The organism is Moorella glycerini (assembly GCF_009735625.1).
Classification (GTDB): Bacteria; Bacillota; DSM-521; order Neomoorellales; family Neomoorellaceae; genus Neomoorella; species Neomoorella glycerini.
Window position 1 is genome coordinate 765155 of sequence record NZ_CP046244.1, and the last position, 16264, is coordinate 781418.

Genomic DNA, 16264 nt, shown 5'->3' on the forward strand with positions numbered 1-16264 from the left:
GTAGATATTTTACTTGTCTGCTATCTCCGCCCTCATATACACTCCCAGGCCGGTCCGCTATCAAATTTGCAGCGCACCAATCAATTCCCGCACGTCTGCAAGGCCCTGTTCTGTCAGGTAGTTTTCCAGGCCAGCGATTATCTTCGTGATCGCACCCGGGTCGACCAGGGTGGCCGTACCTACAGCCACCGCAGTGGCCCCTGCCAGCAAGAACTCAATGGCATCGCGAGCCGTCATAATGCCGCCCATGCCGATTACCGGCACCTTTACGGCCCGGGCTACCCGCCAGACAGCATAAAGGGCCACCGGTTTAATGGCCGGCCCGCTTAAGCCCCCTACTATATTGGCCAGGGCCGGGCGGCGCCTTTCGATATCAATGGCCATGCCCTGGAGGGTATTAATCAGGGCTATGGCACCGGCACCGGCATCTTCCACCGCCCTGGCTATAGTGGTAATATCAGTTACGTTCGGGGTTAATTTAACTATCACCGGCAGGTGGGTATGTTCCTTGACTATAGCCGTCACCCGGGCCGCCATGGCCGGCACCGTACCAAAAACAATCCCCCCTTCCTTGACATTGGGACAGGAGATGTTGACCTCCAGGGCGGCAATGCCCTCGGCCTCGCTCAGGCGAGCGGCCAGCTCCGCGTACTCCTCCGTGGTCCTGCCGGCAATACTGACAATCAGGGGAGGTGTGTACCGGCGTAAATAGGGCAGTTTCTCCCGCAGGAAAATTTCCAGGCCCGGGTTCTGCAGGCCCACGGAATTAAGCAGGCCGCAATGGCCTTCCATTAAGCGCGGCGGCGGGTTGCCGGGGGTGGGATGCAGGGTGATGGTCTTGACCACCAGGGCTCCCAGGCGGTTGAGATCAATAAAGGGGGCGTATTCCTCGCCAAAACCAAAGGTTCCGGAGGCTGGCATTACCGGATTCTGTAAAGTTAAACCGGTAATTTCCACCGCCAGGTTGACTCGGGGCCTTTTACCGGCCTGCTCCATTGTTAGTCCTCCCAGTACACGGCGACTGCGTCGAAGACAGGGCCGCCCGTGCAGACATTTTCGTAATACTTATTGCCTGAAGGATCCTGCAGGGCCGTTACGCAGCCACGGCAGGCACCCAGGCCGCAGGCCATCCTTTCCTCCAGAGAAACCTCGGCCGGGAGGGAGGCCCGCCCCGCCAGGCAGGCGAAGGCCGCCAGGGCCGGCCGGGGACCGCAGGCATAGCCCCGGTCGTAGGACCTCTCTGGTATATATTTTTCCCAGAGCTTTGTCACCGGCCCTTGAAAGCCGGCGCTGCCGTCGTCAGTAGCCAGGAATAAATTAACCTGCATGGCCTTTAATGTTTCTAACTGGTACAACTGTTCCCTATCCCGGGCGCCATAGAAAAAATCAACCTCATTACCGGCCTCCAGGGCCCGCCGGGCGAGAAAAAGCAAGGGAACCATGCCCATGCCCCCGGCTACTAGTGCCAGCCTCTTGTTTTGGGGTAAAGTAAAACCCCGGCCGCGAGGCCCTAGAATATTTATCTTCTGTCCTGACTGCTGTCGAGCCAGCCAGGCTGTGCCCCGGCCTTTGACCTGATACAGTAAAGTTAATTCTCCCTCGTTACCGGCATCATGGATGCTTAACGGGCGTCGCAATAAAGGATCGAAGGTTTCTGAGCAACGGACGTGCACAAACTGCCCCGGCTGGGCCGCTTCAGCAATCAACGGGGCGTGTAAGCGCAATAAGTAAACGTCCTGCCCCAACTGGTGCGAGGCCAGTACTTCAGCTTCCAGGTCTTGCAGCAAGAGCTTCACCCTTTACCAAAAATCCCTATCTCTTTCGACACCAATTCTTATTTTCCTGCCCAGGAATACCGGTAACACAAATTTTAGTATACCTCATTTGGACTTACTAAAGAAGCCCCGAGATGCGCATGGCATGGCGGGGCTTCAGTAATGCTGGAGCTGGATGGGGTGCCCTTACGGCCGGCCGCACTCGCCGGCCTCGCCCTTTAAAATGGCCAGGCCGTGGGGCAGGGCTGGTAGTATGGCCGCCAGGTTTTCCCGCACCCCTTTGGGACTGCCGGGCAGGTTGACAATGAGGGTTTTCCCCCGGATGCCGGCTATAGCCCGGGAGAGCATGGCCTGGGGGGTTAACTTCAGGCTTGCCGCCCGCATGGCCTCCGGCAGCCCCGGAACTTCCTTTTCAATTACATCCCGGGTGGCCTCGGGGGTCACATCCCGGGGGCTGAAGCCGGTGCCCCCGGTAGTGAGGACCAGGTCGGCGCCTACCACATCGCAGAACTCCCGCAATTTGGCGGCCAGGAGCCGGCGCTCATCAGGAACAACCTCATAGGCCACCACTTCGCCAAGATCCGCCACCATTTCCCGGATGACGGCCGCGCTCTTATCCTCCCGCTCGCCCCGGGCTCCCTTATCGCTGGCCGTGAGGATAGCTACCCGGATCACGAGGCCACCACCTCGATAGGATCGCCCACCTGGACCGGCCCACCCTCCAGGATGGCCACAAAGATGCCCTCGCGGGGCATGACGCAGTCGCCGGCCTGCTGGTAAATGGCACAGCGGCTGTGGCACTGTTTGCCGATCTGGGTCACCTCGGCCAGGACCCGGTCGCCGATTCTTAATTTCGTACCCACCGGCAAGGATACCAGGTCAATACCCTCCGTCGTCAGGTTTTCGGCGAAGTCGCCGGGGCCAACTTTCAGTCCTTTCGCCTGCATTTTGGTAATGCTTTCCATGGCCAGGAGGCTTACCTGGCGGTGCCAGGGGCCGGCATGGGCGTCGCCCTCCAGGCCGTGGTTGGCGATTAGCATGCCCCTGGTGATATTCTGCTTGCGTTCCCCTTTATTAGCCGAAATACAGACGGCTACAATACGTCCCATGGCTCCTCCCCTTCCCGCTGGAAGTGGCCGCTGCGGCCCCCCTTTTTTTCGATTAACCGGATGTTATCAATAACCATACCCCGTTCCACGGCTTTGCACATGTCATAAATGGTCAGGGCGGCCACACTGACCGCCGTCAGGGCTTCCATTTCCACCCCGGTCTGGCCGGTGGTCTTCACCCGGGCTTCAATTTCCAGGGCCCCCGTTTCCCGGTCAGGGCGGAAGTCGACGCTTACCGCGCTGATGGGTAAGGGGTGGCAGAGGGGGATTAACGACCCCGTTTGCTTGGCGGCCATAATCCCGGCCACCCGGGCCACGGCCAGGACGTCACCCTTGGGCATCTCCCCTTCCAGGATGAGGTCCAGGGTGTTTTTGCTCATCAGTACCCGTCCCCGGGCTACAGCCACCCGTTCGGTAACGGCCTTGGCGCCCACATCTACCATTCGTGCAGCACCTTTGGCATCAAGGTGGGTCAGGGGATTGCTCATACCCGTGCCTCCATAATACACTGCTCGTTTACTTTGTGCCTTTACAGATACAAACTTTTATTAAAGGAACGACCCGGTTCCCCCCACGGACATTAACCTCACCGGAGCTTACTCTGAACCAACTCCTACTTCCCACTTCCCACCTCTCACTTCTTAAACATCAGCCGCCGATCTGGGACATGACCCGGGGCTGGCGCCAGCCGGTTTCCATGTGGTGTTCGGCCGGCTTCAAGCTGACGGCCCGGGCAAAAATGGCCGCCAGTTCGGCCTCCGAAGCCCCGGCGCGTAAAGGCCCTTTGATGTCTATTTCCCCGTCCCAGTAGAGGCAGGGCCTGAGTTTCCCGTCGGCCGTCAGGCGCAGGCGGTTACAGCGGTGGCAAAAGTGACTGGACATGGCGCTGATAAAGCCGATACTACCTGTACCGCCGGCCACCTTAAAGTTAACTGCCGGGCCGTTGGTTACCAGGTTTGCTAAAGGTTCCAGGGGAAAGACCCGGCTGATCTGGCTTTTAATCTCGTCCATGGATACATAACCGCTACCAGAAGCAGCGGCGGCGCCAATGGGCATCAGTTCAATAAAACGAATATGCAGGGGTTCTTCCTGCGCCAGACGGGCAAAATCCAGGATCTCGTCGTCGTTAAAGCCGCGGGTAACGACAACATTGAGTTTTACCGGTGTAAGGCCCACGGCCAGGGCGGCGCGGATGCCCTGCCAGACGCTGCTGATATTGCCCCGGCGGGTGATATAGCGGTAACGGTCTTTCTTCAGGGTGTCCAGGCTGATATTCACCCGGCTCAGGCCCGCTTCTTTGAGGGGCCTGGCCAGGCCACTCAGGAATATGCCATTGGTGGTCAGGGAAACCTCTTTAATACCCGGTAGGGCGGCCAGGTCCCGGACCAGGGTCACCACGTTTTTCCGCACCAGGGGCTCACCACCGGTGAGGCGGATGCGGTTAATCCCGGCGCTGCCGGCCACCCGCGCCAGGGTGACGATCTCCTCCAGGCGGAGGATGTCCTGGTGGCTCTTTAAAGGTACCCCGGTGGCCGGCATGCAGTAGCGGCAGCGCAGGTTGCAACGGTCGGTAATGGCAATGCGCAGGTAGTTTATCTGGCGGCGAAAGGTATCTTCCACCGGTTTCCCCTCTTTCCTCCGAATATGAGATGTGGGATTTGGGAAGTGAGAGGTGGGATCTGCGGTAGGAACGGCTACACCAGTTCCTACAGGAATTCTGACTTCTGACTTCCAGCCTCCGACTTCCGCAACAGATATACCGTCACTTCCTGGCCGGCGGCAAAGCCCTCGGCCAGGCGGGGGACCACCACAATGCCGTCGGCCCGGGCCAGGGCCATGATGGTACCGGCACCGCGGGAGGTCGGGATGGCCACCAGCCTGTCCCCCTCCCTCTCCAGGCGGACGCGGACAAACTCCTCCCGGCCCAGGGGGGAGTAAATTTTACGGGCCAGGACGGCCTGGACCCGCTCCCGCCGGGGCGGTTCCAGTCCCTGGCGGTAATAGATAACGGGCCGGGCAAAGAGTTCCGCACACAGGGCGGCCGATACCGGGTAGCCGGGTACGCCAATCACCGGCTTACCCTCGACTATACCCAGGATTACCGGTTTGCCGGGCCGGGTGGCAACCCCATGGGTTAAGACCTGCCCCAGCTCAACCACCAGGCGGGCGGTATAGTCCTCCCGCCCGGCCGAGGAGCCGGCATTGATGAGGACCAGGTCGCTTCCCGCCAGGGCCTGCAGCAGGCGTTCCTTTAAGAGCTGGTAATCATCAGGGGTAATGGGGTAAACCTGGGGCTCGCCCCCCCAGCGGGTGACCAGGCCGGCCAGCATGGTACCGTTGGACTCCAGGATCTGGCCGGGGGCCGGGTTGGGGGTGGGCGGCACAACCTCCGTCCCCGTGGGCAGGATAGCTACCCGCGGCCGCGGCCGGACGGCCACCCGCGTGACCCCGGCCGAGAGCATCCCTCCCAGGTCGTAGGGGGTGAGGATATGGTTGGCCGGCACCAGCAGCTCGCCGGCCGTGATGTCCTCACCCACCGGCCGGATATTCTGCCCTGGCACGGCCGGGCGCCGGATAACAGCCGTTGCCTTATCTTTAAAGGCTACCTCTTCAATCATAATAACGGCATCAAAGCCCTCGGGTAAGGGATCGCCCGTGTCGACAACTGCTGCCTCGCGGTCCAGGGCCAGTTCCAGGGGTTCCCCCTCGCTGGCACCAAAGGTCTTTTCCGCCCGCACGGCTATCCCGTCCATGGCTGCCGCCGGGTAGTGGGGTGAGGAGATAGCGGCATAAACCGGTGCTGCCGTCACCCGGCCCAGGGCCTGGGTAACGTCTATTTCTTCAGCCGGCAGCCCGGCCAGGTAACCATTGGATCTTAAAGTTCCCAGAAATTCCTCCAGGGCCTCCTGCCAGGGCCGGCTGGTGACAAAGACCTTGCGTGCCAATAACCAACCCTTCCTTCCCGGGTTTAATATAACTTAATTCAGCTTTCCGGACCCTCTCCGCTTTCTCGCCGCTTTCTCTCCGCTTTATGAACTATGGTATAATAAAGTAACACTTAAAATAATTTAACCTCTACCCTCGTACCGGCTTCCAGGCCCTCTTCTTCCAGGGGAATGGTTACCAGGCCGTCGGCCTGGACCATGGATGAGATCATACTCGATCCTCCCGGTACCGGTACGGCCAGGAACCCACCCGGGCCTGCTCCCAGGCGAACGCGGATATAGTCCTCCCGGCCGGGGGTGGAAGTAACTGTACGGCTTAAGATCGCCTCCACCGTCCTCCTCCCGGCCAGGTGGTCGTAGCTCCCGTAGCGCAGCAGGGGTTCAATTAAGATACTGAAAACAACCATGGCTGAAACGGGATGGCCCGGCAGGCCCAGGATCATCTTATCGCCGGCCACTGCCGCAACGGTGGGCTTACCCGGGCGGATGGCCACACCGTGAAAGAGGATACCCGGCTGTCCCAGGCCAGCCAGGACCTGGACGGTTAAATCGCGGGTGCCGACGGAACTGCCGCCGGAAAGGAGCACCAGGTGGTTCTCCGCCAGGGCTTTCCGGACCCTGGCCGTGAGGTCCTCCAGGTCATCGGGAGCAATACCGTAGAGGGTGACCTTGCCACCGCACTCCTGGACCAGTCCGGCCAGGGTGTAGGAATTAATATCTCTTACCTGACCGGGTCCGGGGTTAGCCTCGGGAGGGACGATTTCATTGCCGGTAGCCAGGATGCCCACCCGCCAGGGCTCATATACAGTCACCCGGGTTACTCCCAGGCTGGCCAGCACTCCCAGGTCCTGAGGCCGCAAAGTATGGCCGACAGGCAGGACGGTGGTACCGGCGCGGACGTCGGCACCCTGCCGCACCAGGTCCTGCCCCGGGGCCACGGGTTTAAAAACGGCGATCCGGCCCTCCGGTAAGAGTTCCGTATTTTCCACCATAACCACGGCATCAGCCCCCGGGGGCATCATACTTCCCGTAGCCACGGCCACCGCTTCGCCGGGGCCAACGGCAACTGTAGCCGGTTGCCCCATGGGCACCTCTCCTACCAGGCGCAAAATCACCGGCTGGCTTTCCCGGGCGCCAAAGGTATCGGCCGCCCGGACGGCATAACCGTCCATGGTGGCACGGGTAAAACCGGGAACGTCGTCCTTCGCCGCCACCGGCCGGGCCAGTTCCCGCCCCAGGGCAGCGAGCAGGGGTAAAATCACTTCCTGCCGTCCCGGCAAGGGCCAGTAGCGGGCCAGCAGCCGGCGTGCTTCTGCTAAAGTTACCACCCGAAAGAGTTCCATCCATATCCCCCTGCTACTCGAAACACCCCAGCTGGCACTGGATAATCTTGATCTGCAAGTCGTCAGTAGCCTGTCCCACCTCACGCATGGGCACCTGCAAACGGCGGGCCACTTCCTGGGCCACCGCGCAGGGCAGCTTGCCGCCATGGTTAGCCGCGGCTTCTTTTACTGCTGCTTTGATGGCTTCCCGGTCAACCATGAAAATACCCCCTTCCAGAAGTTTCATGCTCTCTTCGCGTTGATTTATTATAGCCGGGCTTTATTCCTTTTTGGTAAAAATGTTACTTAAAATATAAGGCACCCGGAAGGGTGCCTGAAGTTACTAAAAACTCCTTTCCCATTCCGGGAGGCAGGCAGGTTTCCCCGCCTACCCCGTCGCTGCCTGGCAAGCAGGCAGGAGGCCAGCAGCCATAGCCTCAAACCTTAGGCCCACTGGCTCGGAGGTATATGCAGTTATGTTTATTGTAGCATAACCATAAATAGGAGGCAAGCAGGAATTAAAACGCATGAGCGTAGATGGTCCCTGACCTTTAGTTAATCATTTTAGCGAATATCTTATTGTATATATCTTCCGCCATCGCAATTGCTTTTTGGGCTTCATCGTGAGGGCTCCTCCTCGTCGTTGAAGGCCATCCTGGCCACACGCAAGTCCCTTCTTGCTTTATCCAGCCATCTTAATGCTTCCTGTTCCCTTTCCTCAGTGTTCATAGAGCACCAACCCTTCTTTGAGGGCGGGGTGGTAAACAGTCCACCAGGCGTCTTTATACTTGCTGATGTCCTCTAGATTAGCAACTATAATATCTTTCGGGACTTTAAATTCACGCAGCTCTTTTCTAATGGCTACTTGCATAGCCCGTTTTTGTTCACGGCTGCAATCCAGAACAATCAAAAGGTCCACATCACTGCCTGGACCGGCTTCTCCCCTTGCCCATGAACCAAAAACGATTACTTTTTGGGGATGGAATTTCTCTACGATACGTTTGGCCATAGACTGTACTATTTCATGCATAAATGCCGACCCTCCTTTCCTGTATTATACCAAAAATACGGCATTTCAATCTTAAGCGGCTTCCGGTAGGGTTAACTCAAATGGGCCGGCTGGTTACGATGGTTTTTCAACTGACCTCCTGGTCCTGTAATCTGCCGCCAGATAGTTTCCACCTGGTTTATGATAACTTCCAAATCCTGTTCTTCTACTGGCTGGTGGCTTTCGGGTTCTCCAAAAGGATGACAATGCCAGCCGCGCAAATTATCCTTATCGATCCCCCAGATACGTTTTTCCTTGTTTATTAATGCAAAAGCCAGGGTACCTGTCCGCTCGTTGCAATACACTTTAAGAAAGCCATCATCTTTAAGTTCAATCTTTCCCTTCATCAGAAAAACTGCCACTTCCAGGTGACAATCCTTTACAAAGTCTTTTCCCGCCAGGCAGGAAAAAAGCTCCCTTAAAAACCTGGCTACATCCATTTGTTTTTCAGCCCCTGGTAGTGTTTTAAAAGAGTTTCTACTTCTTCCCATTCCCAGTAATCATTCTCTACTTCATAAGAAAAGGGATCCTTGGGCAGGCTATTATCTTGCACCTGGCGGCAAAAAGCCTCGAAAGACATACCCCATTTTTTTTGTAGATTATCCCGGCGCTCTTCCAGTTTAGCGATTTTCAACTCAAGGTACTCACTAAAAAGTTTAGATAAGGCTTCATCTATATCATGGGCGCGGGTGGCTTCCAGTAACAAACTACTGAATCGCGGTGAAATTGCCATGGCAGTGCCTCCTCCCGCGGTATATCATATAAGTATTGTATCACATACCAGTTTAAGCGAAAAGCCATCTCACCAACCGGCCAGGGCGGCCTGAATCAGGCCGATGAAAACTCCCGCAGGGCTTCCTCTTTTGCATCAGTGCCCATTAATTCTTGCCACCAGGGCGCAGAGCCTCTCGGTGGCGTAGTAGGCCTCCGCTCCGGTTACTATCCCCTGGGGATCGCTTCCCGTTTTATCCAGGGGCAGGAGGCCCTTTGCCCCGGCCCGGGCCACGGCTGCCGCCGGGTCTAAAGCCGCCGTATCATCGCCCAGGTAGGTGAGGAGGAGAGAGGCCGCTGCCCCCCGCGTTAAAGGTTTCCGTTCGAGATAGGGCTCTAAGGCTGCTGCCCTGGCAGCCACCAGATCGCCCCGGCCGGCCGCCCTTTTTAAGGCATTGGCCGTCATATAGTAAAAGCTTGCCTGGTTGACCGGGTCATCCAGCTTCCAGTCGTTATTATAACCGGCGACAATCAGGCCCCAGCGATTGACGAACTGCAGGCCCGCAAAGGCCCAGTGATCGCTCAAGGGGTTTCTGATGTGGTAGTCCTTCAGGTAAGCGCCGGCCTTCACCAGGAGATCCTGGATGGCCTGGATATCCCGGGGGCTGGCCGCCAGCTCCCGGAAATTCTTATTCACCTGCAGGGAATAAGCGGCCGCCACCCCGGCAGCGTCGCCGGTAGCCATGCCGATGGGTACCACCCGGGCGCTGCCGGCAGCCAGGTGGGTATAGCCGGCCGAGCGCCCTACAACCAGGAGGTTGTCGATCCCCTGGGGTACCAGGGAACGGAAGGGGATGCTGTAGACTTCCGGCCGGCCGTAGACGTAACCCGTATCCTGGGGTGAAGTCGCCTGGACATCCACCGGGTAGGACCCCAGGGCGATGGCGTCGGGGAAATAGCGGTTAAAGAGGACGTCATTCAGGTCCAGCTGGTAAAGGGCCTTGATGTGGCGGGTTTCCCGGACGTAGAGTTCCGGCGCCGCCCCCAGGAGCCTGGCCCCGGCAAAACCGGGCAGCCGGGAGCGCAAGAAGTCAGTAATAGCCGGCAGTTCTTGCCGGGCCAGCTCCATGGCTTCAGTTTTGGCAGCCTCGCTCAGTCCATCGACACCAAAGATCTGCAGGGCGTTAATGAGGATGGTGCCGTCATTCTGGCGGCCGATATTCAAGCCCCGCAGCCGCAAGCGCGAGGTGGAGGGCTGGTACGCCGCGCCAAGGCTGGCAAAGCCCCAGGCAGCCCGGTCGGAAATCTTAGCGTCTTTGATCTGGCCTCCCTTGACGGCCTGCTCCAGGGCCGCCCAGTCGATTCCCCCCAGGTGAAAGACCAGGGTCACGGCCTGGCGCCGCTCTTTCTCGCCCATATCCTCGGCGCCTACCGTATAAGGAACGCCGGCCGCGGCGGCAACGTCGGCGTCCTGGGTGGCGTCGATGACCCGGCCGGCGTAGAAGGCCATTTCCTGGCCGTCCCTGACGGCCTTAATGCCCACCAGTTTATTGCCTTCCAGGATGGGCGCTTTAAAAGCAGTGTTCAGGCTTAAAGCCAGGTTGGGGTAACGTCCCACCATGGCCTGGAAGACTTGTTTGGCCACGGCGACATCAAAGATGCTGCCCCCTACCTGGCGATAGAAATCAAGAAAGGTACCGCGGGTCAGCAGTTCGTATTTCGGCCCGTAATTCATGTCAATAAAGTTCAGCCAGCCGTAGGTAAAGAGGCCGCCCAGGCCGTCGCGCCTTTCCACCAGCAGGACCTTCGCCCCCTGGCGGGCAGCAGATATAGCCGCAGCGACACCTTCCGGTTGCCCCCCTACTACCAGGACGTCGTAGCTGGCTCCGGCAACCGGCGGCGGCGCCGGCGGGAAAGCAGCTGGGTCGGGTGCCTGGTGGGGACCCACCTGCCCGGCCCGCCACATTGTTAGATAGTACCTGGCCTGTTCAACAGCCGTTGCCCTCCCTGGCCATAAGCGCCACCCCGCCAGGGCCGCTAAAAGCAAAATGAAGCTCAAAAAAAGATACAATTTCCTTTTGCCCGGCATTTATTAAGTCCGCACCTTTTTCAGGGCAATTTTAAATCCCGCTACCACGCAAACAAAGCCAGCCTACCGGGGGATCACCGCCTGGAACCGGTAGTGAGAATCCTGCAGGCCCTCCTTAAAGGCCGCCTTGCTCCCCGGAGAAGAATCCAGGTTGTAGAGCCACTTGCCGTCCACCTGGTTAAACCATACGGCAATCTTTATATTGGGGTAGCGTGTCGCGAGGCTCCGGAAACATTCCCGGATCCAGGCCGCCTTGTCGCCGCCCGTTTCGTTGCTGGCGAACTCGGTAATCATGAAGGGCTTGCTCCCGAAATAATACATGTACTCGCGGTACAGGGGCTCATAGATTGCATTAAACCCGCGCCAGGTGTCGGCGGCATGGCTGGTGCCGTTGTTGTAGCCCGTCAGGCCGATCCAGTCTACGGTTTGATCCCCCGGGTAATAGAGCAGGTAATTATTCCATTTAAAGTTGGGAAAGGAGCGATCGTGGGGGTTAAAGACAAAAAGGACATTCTTCGCTCCCTCCGCCTGGAAGAGGCGGTAGACATGCTCCCAGGCCATTTTAAAAATATCCGTATCCTTACCGTAATACCACGCCGACCAGGTGGACCAGTCGCCGTTCATCTCGTTGCCGAAGCGGACGAAAACGGGGTCCTCCAGGGCTTTAAACTGCCGCGCCCATTCCCGTAAAATATGGTCATACTTGCCCTGGATGAGGTCGATGAGGGAGGTATCATTCTTTTTGCCGTACCACCAGGGCTGCAGGGCAACCATTAGTACGCGATTATCATCGTAGATTTTCTTTAATTCTTCAAAGTTGAAGCGGGTATCAAAGGCAGCATAGGTAATGAGAAATTGAAATTTAAAGTCGAGCTCTTTTTCCAGGGGCAGCAGCTTTTCAAAATACTCCAGGCGCCCCAGCTTGTGAGGGTTAAGGATGCCCCACAGGGTTTTATCTGCCGGGATCACCAGGCGGTGACGCCGGCCTTCGATTTCGATATCCCGCTGTACCGGCGGGGCTGCCGGCAGGGCAGGTAGACCTTGCGGCGGCAGGGGTTTAAAGGTCTGGATAATCCGGTTTAAATCCCGCGCCGCGGCCGTAAAATTGGCCTGGTTGCTTTTGAGCATAAAGGTATAGACGGTTTTGCCGGCGACCAGGTCATATTCGCGGTAGTAGTTCAGATCGCCGGGGCCCAGTTGCTGCCGCGTCCAGTCAAACTGCCAGGTATTATAACCCCGGATATTTAACTGCTTCTGGCCGTGGAGCTTAATACTGCCCCACCCCTCCTGGAGGCTGCGGTTGCTGTAAAGGACGTATTCCTCGGCACTGATTTTCCCCAAAGGCTGGGCGAAAACAGTTAATCTGGCGTAACCGGGTTTGGCCAGGATGGTAGCTACCCCGGGGATAATCTCCTGCTGCCAGCCGGCAGGATAGTTTAAACTGAAACCGTCATAAGTATTTACTAACTCCTGCCGTTCCTGGGTATCATTATCTACCGGGGTCATACTTAAGTTACCGGGGATATTGCCGGCAACCTGCGGCTGTGGCTGCAGGCGCCCGCTACCCAGGGCCAGGAGAAAAAGAACCAGGAAAACAAGCCAGGTCCACTTGCGCACCAAATTTCTTCCTTTCGGGAAGTATTTCCAAACGAAGTAAGGATAGCCGTAGGAATGTTTTAGGAGCTGGCATTTGCTATCCAGGCTTTTGTTTGGAAGCGAGCAGGCTCAATAATTTCCGTATCGGTAATAACCATATCCACCGGCCGGTCATGGGTTTCGGGATAAACGTCAGGGACAATTTGCTCGGCAAAGGCCAGGGCGATGGTCCTGGCACCGGGCCTTAAGTCCGCCAGGAAACGGTCATAGTAGCCAGCGCCGTAGCCCAGGCGGTTGCCGCCCCTGTCGAAGGCCACCCCTGGTACTATGACCAGGTCGATCAATGCTGGTGTCAGGGGGCGTAAGCTTTCCGGTTTGGGTTCCAGGATACCCCAGGTGCCGGGCTGCAAATCGGCCGGGAAAGCAAGGACTTCCGAGGCAATAAGGCGCCGCTCTTCCCGCACGCACAGGGGAACGGCCACCCGTTTTCCCCCGGCCAGGGCCGCTTTAATCAGGGCAGGGGTAGCTACTTCACTGCCAAAGGAGACATAACTCATAATTATGCTGGCCTGCTGCCAGGCAGGTAGTTCCAGGACTTTTTTAACGATAATCTCGCTTTTAGCTTCCCTGACTGCTGCTGCCAGGTCGTTACGCCTGGCTAGAATCTGCTGCCGCAGCTGCTTTTTCAAGGTGTACACCCCCGGCCCGGCAAGCTGGCTTTTAGATATTAGACATAAAAGCGCCAGATTCCTCCCCTGACTCTAAGAAAACAGTCCCAGGACTTCTTAAATAAAAACACCGTTCCAGCCTGTATCCACAGTCTTTCCACATGTTAATACCTTGAAAATCAAGCCTTCCAGCCAGTTATCCACATTTAGTGAATAACCTGGGGCCAGCATGATTTCAAATTTATCCACAGCAGGGGAGGCCTTAATTCCCGGTTAGTCACAGATTTATACACATTATCCACAGGCTAAATCATCCACAAAAACAGCCGTTCAGGTCCCAAAAAGGTCCCAGGACGGTCCCAGGAACCTGTTAATTAAGTGGTAAATCGGGGATAGCGTTTAAATCCAGGGGGGCAAAGTCCCGGCGCAAATACTGGTAGTAGGCGGCGCAGGCGATCATGGCGGCATTATCGGTGCATAGATCAGGTGACGGGCAAAAAACAGGTAAACCTGCCTCCCGGCCTGCTGCCGCCAGCTCCCGGCGTAAAGAGCTATTGGCCGCCACACCCCCGGCCAGGAGGATGGAACGGGTAGCCATGCGCCTGGCTGCCTGGATGGTCTTCGTTACCAGGACCTCGACCACCGCCGCCTGGAAGCTGGCCGCTACATCGGCCCGGTTAACCTCCGTACCGGTTTGCCGGGCATGGTGGAGGTAATTGATTACCGCTGACTTCAGCCCGCTGAAGCTGAAGTCCAGGCTACCTTCTTCCAGCCAGGCCCGGGGGAAATTGATCGCCCGGGGATTACCTTGCCGGGCCAGCTTTTCTAGCTCAGGGCCGCCCGGGTAGGGCAGGCCCAGTACCCGGGCCACTTTGTCAAAGGCTTCCCCGGCCGCGTCGTCCCGGGTAGCCCCCAGGATGCGCCGGCGGGTATGGCTTTCCAGGTAGACCAGGCTGGTATGGCCGCCAGATACTACCAGGCAGGCGGCCGGCAGAGGTAAATGGGGGTACTGCAAAAAGCCGGCATAGATGTGGCCCAGCAGGTGGTGAACACCGATGAGGGGTTTATCCAGGGCATAGGCCAGGCTTTTGGCGTAGGCCAGGCCTACCAGCAAAGCCCCTACCAGGCCGGGCCCATAGGTAACCGCCACGGCATCCAGGTCGGGGAAGGACAGGCCGGCGGCGGCCAGGGCTGCGGCCACTACCGGGACGATATTTTCCATGTGGCGGCGGGAGGCGATCTCCGGTACCACGCCGCCAAAGCGACGGTGGGTGGCAACCTGGGAAGCAACGATATTGGCCCGTATCTCAGTACCATTTATAACGATGGCTGCCGCCGTCTCGTCACAAGAAGTTTCAATGGCCAGAATAGTAGTTGCCGGTTCCAAGGCCATTCTCCTCAAAGAAATGTCTCCACATAATGATGGCGTCTTCGCGATTATCGTTATAATAACCTTTACGTACCCCGGCGCGGGAGAAGCCCAGGCGTTCATAAAGGCGCTGGGCTGGCCGGTTGGAAACCCGTACCTCCAGGGTCATCCTGTCGGCGCCCAGGCGCACGGCCTCCTGCATCAGGACCTTGAGGAGCAGTTCCCCCAGGCGCCGGCCGCGGTAGTGGGGGTGAACGGCCACATTGGTAATATGGGCTTCATCAAGGATAATCCACATCCCGGCATAGCCGACAACCTGCCGGCCGGCCAGGGCTACATAATAATAGGCGAAATTGTTGTTATATATCTCATTTAAGAAGGAATGGCGTGTCCAGGGGGTAGGAAAGGAAACCCTTTCAATGGCCAGCACCCCGTCCAGGTATTCACTGGTCATGGGCAGGATTTGCACTTCAACCGGGCCTGCCTCTCCGCCGGTGACGGGCGGAGGTAAAGTGGCTTTAACTGGAAAAGGTCGTCCTCCTTCCCGGCCAGGAGGCGTTCCCGCCCCAACCTGGCTATCTGCGCCGCCCGCGGCAAGGTGCTGGTGGAGGGAAGAAAGCGGGCCCGGCTGCCCAGTTGCTGCCATACTTCCCAGTAGGGTGCTACCCCATCGCCTAAAAAGTAGACCGGCATAGTGGAGGATTTTAATGAGTCGACCAGCGAATAAGGATCCAGGGCCTGATATGGCGTTAAACGGCATAATTCTCCCTCCTGCCAGCGGTAAAGGGCCGTATATACCTCCTGGCGGCGCGCATAGAGCACCGGGCAGACCAGTCCCGGTACCTCCCAGGCGTTCCAGGCCAGGCCATCCAGGGTGGGGATACCGGCCACCGGTTTTTGCGCCGCGTGGGCCAGGCCTTTGACTGTAGCCAGGCCAATGCGTAAACCTGTAAAGGACCCCGGCCCCAGGGCCACGGCCAGGCCGTCAAGATCGGCCAGTTTCACCCCGGCCTCACGGAGCAGGGCAGCGATCATGGGTAACAGGCGCTGGGAGTGGTTTTTGCGGGTATTGCAAAACAATTCGGCTACCAGCCGGTCGCCATCGATTAAAGCCACCCCGGCAACCTGGGTGGCACTGTCAAGCCCCAGGACCAGCAATTTGTTTCAACTCCTCCAGGATACGGGCATAACGCTGCCCCCTGGCCGTCAAGGTGGCGCGGCGGCCTGCCATGGGATCATACTCCAGGCAAACCTCCAGGTACTCCGGGGGTAAAAGTTCCCCCAGGCGCTTCCCCCACTCAACCAGCGTCACTCCCTGGCCGTAAAAATATTCCTCCAGCCCCAATTCCAGGGCAGCCTCCGGGTCTTCCAGGCGGTAAACATCAATATGATAAAAGGGAAGGCGGCCCTGGTGTTCCTGGATCAGGGTAAAGGTGGGACTGGTAACCGTACCGCTCACCTCCAGGCCTTGAGCCAGGCCCTGGGCCAGGGTGGTCTTGCCGGCTCCCAGTTCCCCGGTGAGGATAACAACATCTCCCGGACCTAAAAGCCTGCCCAGGACCCGGCCCAGCTCCCTGGTGGCCCCAGCATCCTTTAACCGTATTTGCACAGCAGTCACCATTCAGTCATTCT

19 protein-coding genes and 1 riboswitch are annotated in these 16264 nt (G+C 58.1%); all 19 genes read right to left on the reverse strand.

From position 1 onward, the window contains the following. Window positions 1-60: 60 nt before the first annotated feature. The 19 genes from MGLY_RS03640 to tsaE all read right to left on the reverse strand — a co-directional run bounded on the left by MGLY_RS03640 (window position 61) and on the right by tsaE (window position 16253). Window positions 61-996 (reverse strand): dihydroorotate dehydrogenase, encoded by a 936-nt coding sequence (locus tag MGLY_RS03640; RefSeq protein WP_156271835.1) that lies wholly within the window; start codon window positions 994-996, stop codon window positions 61-63. Between the two features lie 2 nt (window positions 997-998). Then, a complete protein-coding gene (locus MGLY_RS03645) occupies window positions 999-1796 on the reverse strand; it encodes a dihydroorotate dehydrogenase electron transfer subunit (RefSeq protein WP_211662065.1) in 798 nt (265 codons plus the stop codon). Window positions 1797-1961: 165 nt separating this feature from the next. After that, window positions 1962-2450 carry a MogA/MoaB family molybdenum cofactor biosynthesis protein gene (locus MGLY_RS03650; protein ID WP_156271837.1) on the reverse strand — a complete coding sequence of 163 codons (489 nt, stop codon included), beginning with the start codon at window positions 2448-2450 and terminating at the stop codon, window positions 1962-1964. Then, window positions 2447-2884 carry an MOSC domain-containing protein gene (locus tag MGLY_RS03655; protein WP_156271839.1) on the reverse strand — a complete coding sequence of 146 codons (438 nt, stop codon included), beginning with the start codon at window positions 2882-2884 and terminating at the stop codon, window positions 2447-2449. Before MGLY_RS03655 ends, MGLY_RS03650 begins: the two co-directional genes overlap by 4 nt. Next, window positions 2869-3372, reverse strand: coding sequence for a cyclic pyranopterin monophosphate synthase MoaC (gene moaC / locus MGLY_RS03660; protein ID WP_156271841.1), 504 nt, complete (start codon window positions 3370-3372; stop codon window positions 2869-2871). The genes MGLY_RS03655 and moaC overlap by 16 nt, the downstream gene beginning before the upstream one ends. Before the next feature lie 160 nt (window positions 3373-3532). Continuing rightward, window positions 3533-4504 carry a GTP 3',8-cyclase MoaA gene (gene moaA, locus MGLY_RS03665; RefSeq protein ID WP_156271843.1) on the reverse strand — a complete coding sequence of 324 codons (972 nt, stop codon included), beginning with the start codon at window positions 4502-4504 and terminating at the stop codon, window positions 3533-3535. Window positions 4505-4590: 86 nt separating this feature from the next. After that, window positions 4591-5829, reverse strand: coding sequence for a molybdopterin-binding protein (locus tag MGLY_RS03670; protein WP_246187408.1), 1239 nt, complete (start codon window positions 5827-5829; stop codon window positions 4591-4593). 113 nt (window positions 5830-5942) lie between these two features. Then, a complete protein-coding gene (locus MGLY_RS03675) occupies window positions 5943-7172 on the reverse strand; it encodes a molybdopterin molybdotransferase MoeA (RefSeq protein WP_156271847.1) in 1230 nt (409 codons plus the stop codon). 13 nt (window positions 7173-7185) lie between these two features. Beyond that, entirely contained in the window at window positions 7186-7398 is a 213-nt protein-coding gene (locus MGLY_RS03680) for a hypothetical protein (protein WP_246187409.1), read from the reverse strand. 87 nt (window positions 7399-7485) lie between these two features. Next, window positions 7486-7627, reverse strand: a riboswitch (molybdenum cofactor riboswitch). A 242-nt stretch (window positions 7628-7869) separates the two neighbouring features. Next, entirely contained in the window at window positions 7870-8181 is a 312-nt protein-coding gene (locus MGLY_RS03690) for a nucleotidyltransferase domain-containing protein (RefSeq protein WP_156271849.1), read from the reverse strand. Between the two features lie 71 nt (window positions 8182-8252). Further along, window positions 8253-8546, reverse strand: coding sequence for a hypothetical protein (locus MGLY_RS03695; RefSeq protein WP_211662066.1), 294 nt, complete (start codon window positions 8544-8546; stop codon window positions 8253-8255). A gap of 83 nt (window positions 8547-8629) precedes the next feature. Continuing rightward, window positions 8630-8932 (reverse strand): hypothetical protein, encoded by a 303-nt coding sequence (locus MGLY_RS03700; RefSeq protein ID WP_156271853.1) that lies wholly within the window; start codon window positions 8930-8932, stop codon window positions 8630-8632. Between the two features lie 135 nt (window positions 8933-9067). Further along, window positions 9068-10969 carry an FAD-dependent oxidoreductase gene (locus tag MGLY_RS03705; protein ID WP_246187410.1) on the reverse strand — a complete coding sequence of 634 codons (1902 nt, stop codon included), beginning with the start codon at window positions 10967-10969 and terminating at the stop codon, window positions 9068-9070. A gap of 93 nt (window positions 10970-11062) precedes the next feature. Next, a complete protein-coding gene (locus tag MGLY_RS03710) occupies window positions 11063-12616 on the reverse strand; it encodes a glycoside hydrolase family 26 protein (RefSeq protein ID WP_156271857.1) in 1554 nt (517 codons plus the stop codon). 59 nt (window positions 12617-12675) lie between these two features. Further along, window positions 12676-13284 carry a 5-formyltetrahydrofolate cyclo-ligase gene (locus tag MGLY_RS03715; RefSeq protein WP_156271859.1) on the reverse strand — a complete coding sequence of 203 codons (609 nt, stop codon included), beginning with the start codon at window positions 13282-13284 and terminating at the stop codon, window positions 12676-12678. A 349-nt stretch (window positions 13285-13633) separates the two neighbouring features. After that, entirely contained in the window at window positions 13634-14656 is a 1023-nt protein-coding gene (gene tsaD, locus MGLY_RS03720; protein WP_156271861.1) for a tRNA (adenosine(37)-N6)-threonylcarbamoyltransferase complex transferase subunit TsaD, read from the reverse strand. Continuing rightward, window positions 14619-15101 (reverse strand): ribosomal protein S18-alanine N-acetyltransferase, encoded by a 483-nt coding sequence (rimI, locus tag MGLY_RS03725; RefSeq protein ID WP_246187411.1) that lies wholly within the window; start codon window positions 15099-15101, stop codon window positions 14619-14621. The genes tsaD and rimI overlap by 38 nt, the downstream gene beginning before the upstream one ends. After that, window positions 15083-15790 (reverse strand): tRNA (adenosine(37)-N6)-threonylcarbamoyltransferase complex dimerization subunit type 1 TsaB, encoded by a 708-nt coding sequence (gene tsaB / locus MGLY_RS03730; RefSeq protein ID WP_156271863.1) that lies wholly within the window; start codon window positions 15788-15790, stop codon window positions 15083-15085. Before tsaB ends, rimI begins: the two co-directional genes overlap by 19 nt. Then, on the reverse strand, window positions 15771-16253 hold the full coding sequence (gene tsaE / locus MGLY_RS03735) for a tRNA (adenosine(37)-N6)-threonylcarbamoyltransferase complex ATPase subunit type 1 TsaE (RefSeq protein WP_156271865.1): 483 nt from the start codon (window positions 16251-16253) through the stop codon (window positions 15771-15773). The genes tsaB and tsaE overlap by 20 nt, the downstream gene beginning before the upstream one ends. Window positions 16254-16264 lie beyond the last annotated feature (11 nt).

Bases quoted from the DNA above. Each gene is read 5' to 3' on its own strand.
- MGLY_RS03675 (WP_156271847.1), bottom strand. From the start codon at position 7,172: ATGGAACTCTTTCGGGTGGTAACTTTAGCAGAAGCACGCCGGCTGCTG.
- MGLY_RS03640 (WP_156271835.1), bottom strand. From the start codon at position 996: ATGGAGCAGGCCGGTAAAAGGCCCCGAGTCAACCTGGCGGTGGAAATT.
- moaC (WP_156271841.1), bottom strand. From the start codon at position 3,372: ATGAGCAATCCCCTGACCCACCTTGATGCCAAAGGTGCTGCACGAATG.
- tsaE (WP_156271865.1), bottom strand. From the start codon at position 16,253: ATGGTGACTGCTGTGCAAATACGGTTAAAGGATGCTGGGGCCACCAGG.
- MGLY_RS03690 (WP_156271849.1), bottom strand. From the start codon at position 8,181: ATGCATGAAATAGTACAGTCTATGGCCAAACGTATCGTAGAGAAATTC.
- MGLY_RS03695 (WP_211662066.1), bottom strand. From the start codon at position 8,546: ATGAAGGGAAAGATTGAACTTAAAGATGATGGCTTTCTTAAAGTGTAT.
- MGLY_RS03700 (WP_156271853.1), bottom strand. From the start codon at position 8,932: ATGGCAATTTCACCGCGATTCAGTAGTTTGTTACTGGAAGCCACCCGC.
- MGLY_RS03655 (WP_156271839.1), bottom strand. From the start codon at position 2,884: ATGGGACGTATTGTAGCCGTCTGTATTTCGGCTAATAAAGGGGAACGC.
- tsaD (WP_156271861.1), bottom strand. From the start codon at position 14,656: ATGGCCTTGGAACCGGCAACTACTATTCTGGCCATTGAAACTTCTTGT.
- MGLY_RS03680 (WP_246187409.1), bottom strand. From the start codon at position 7,398: ATGAAACTTCTGGAAGGGGGTATTTTCATGGTTGACCGGGAAGCCATC.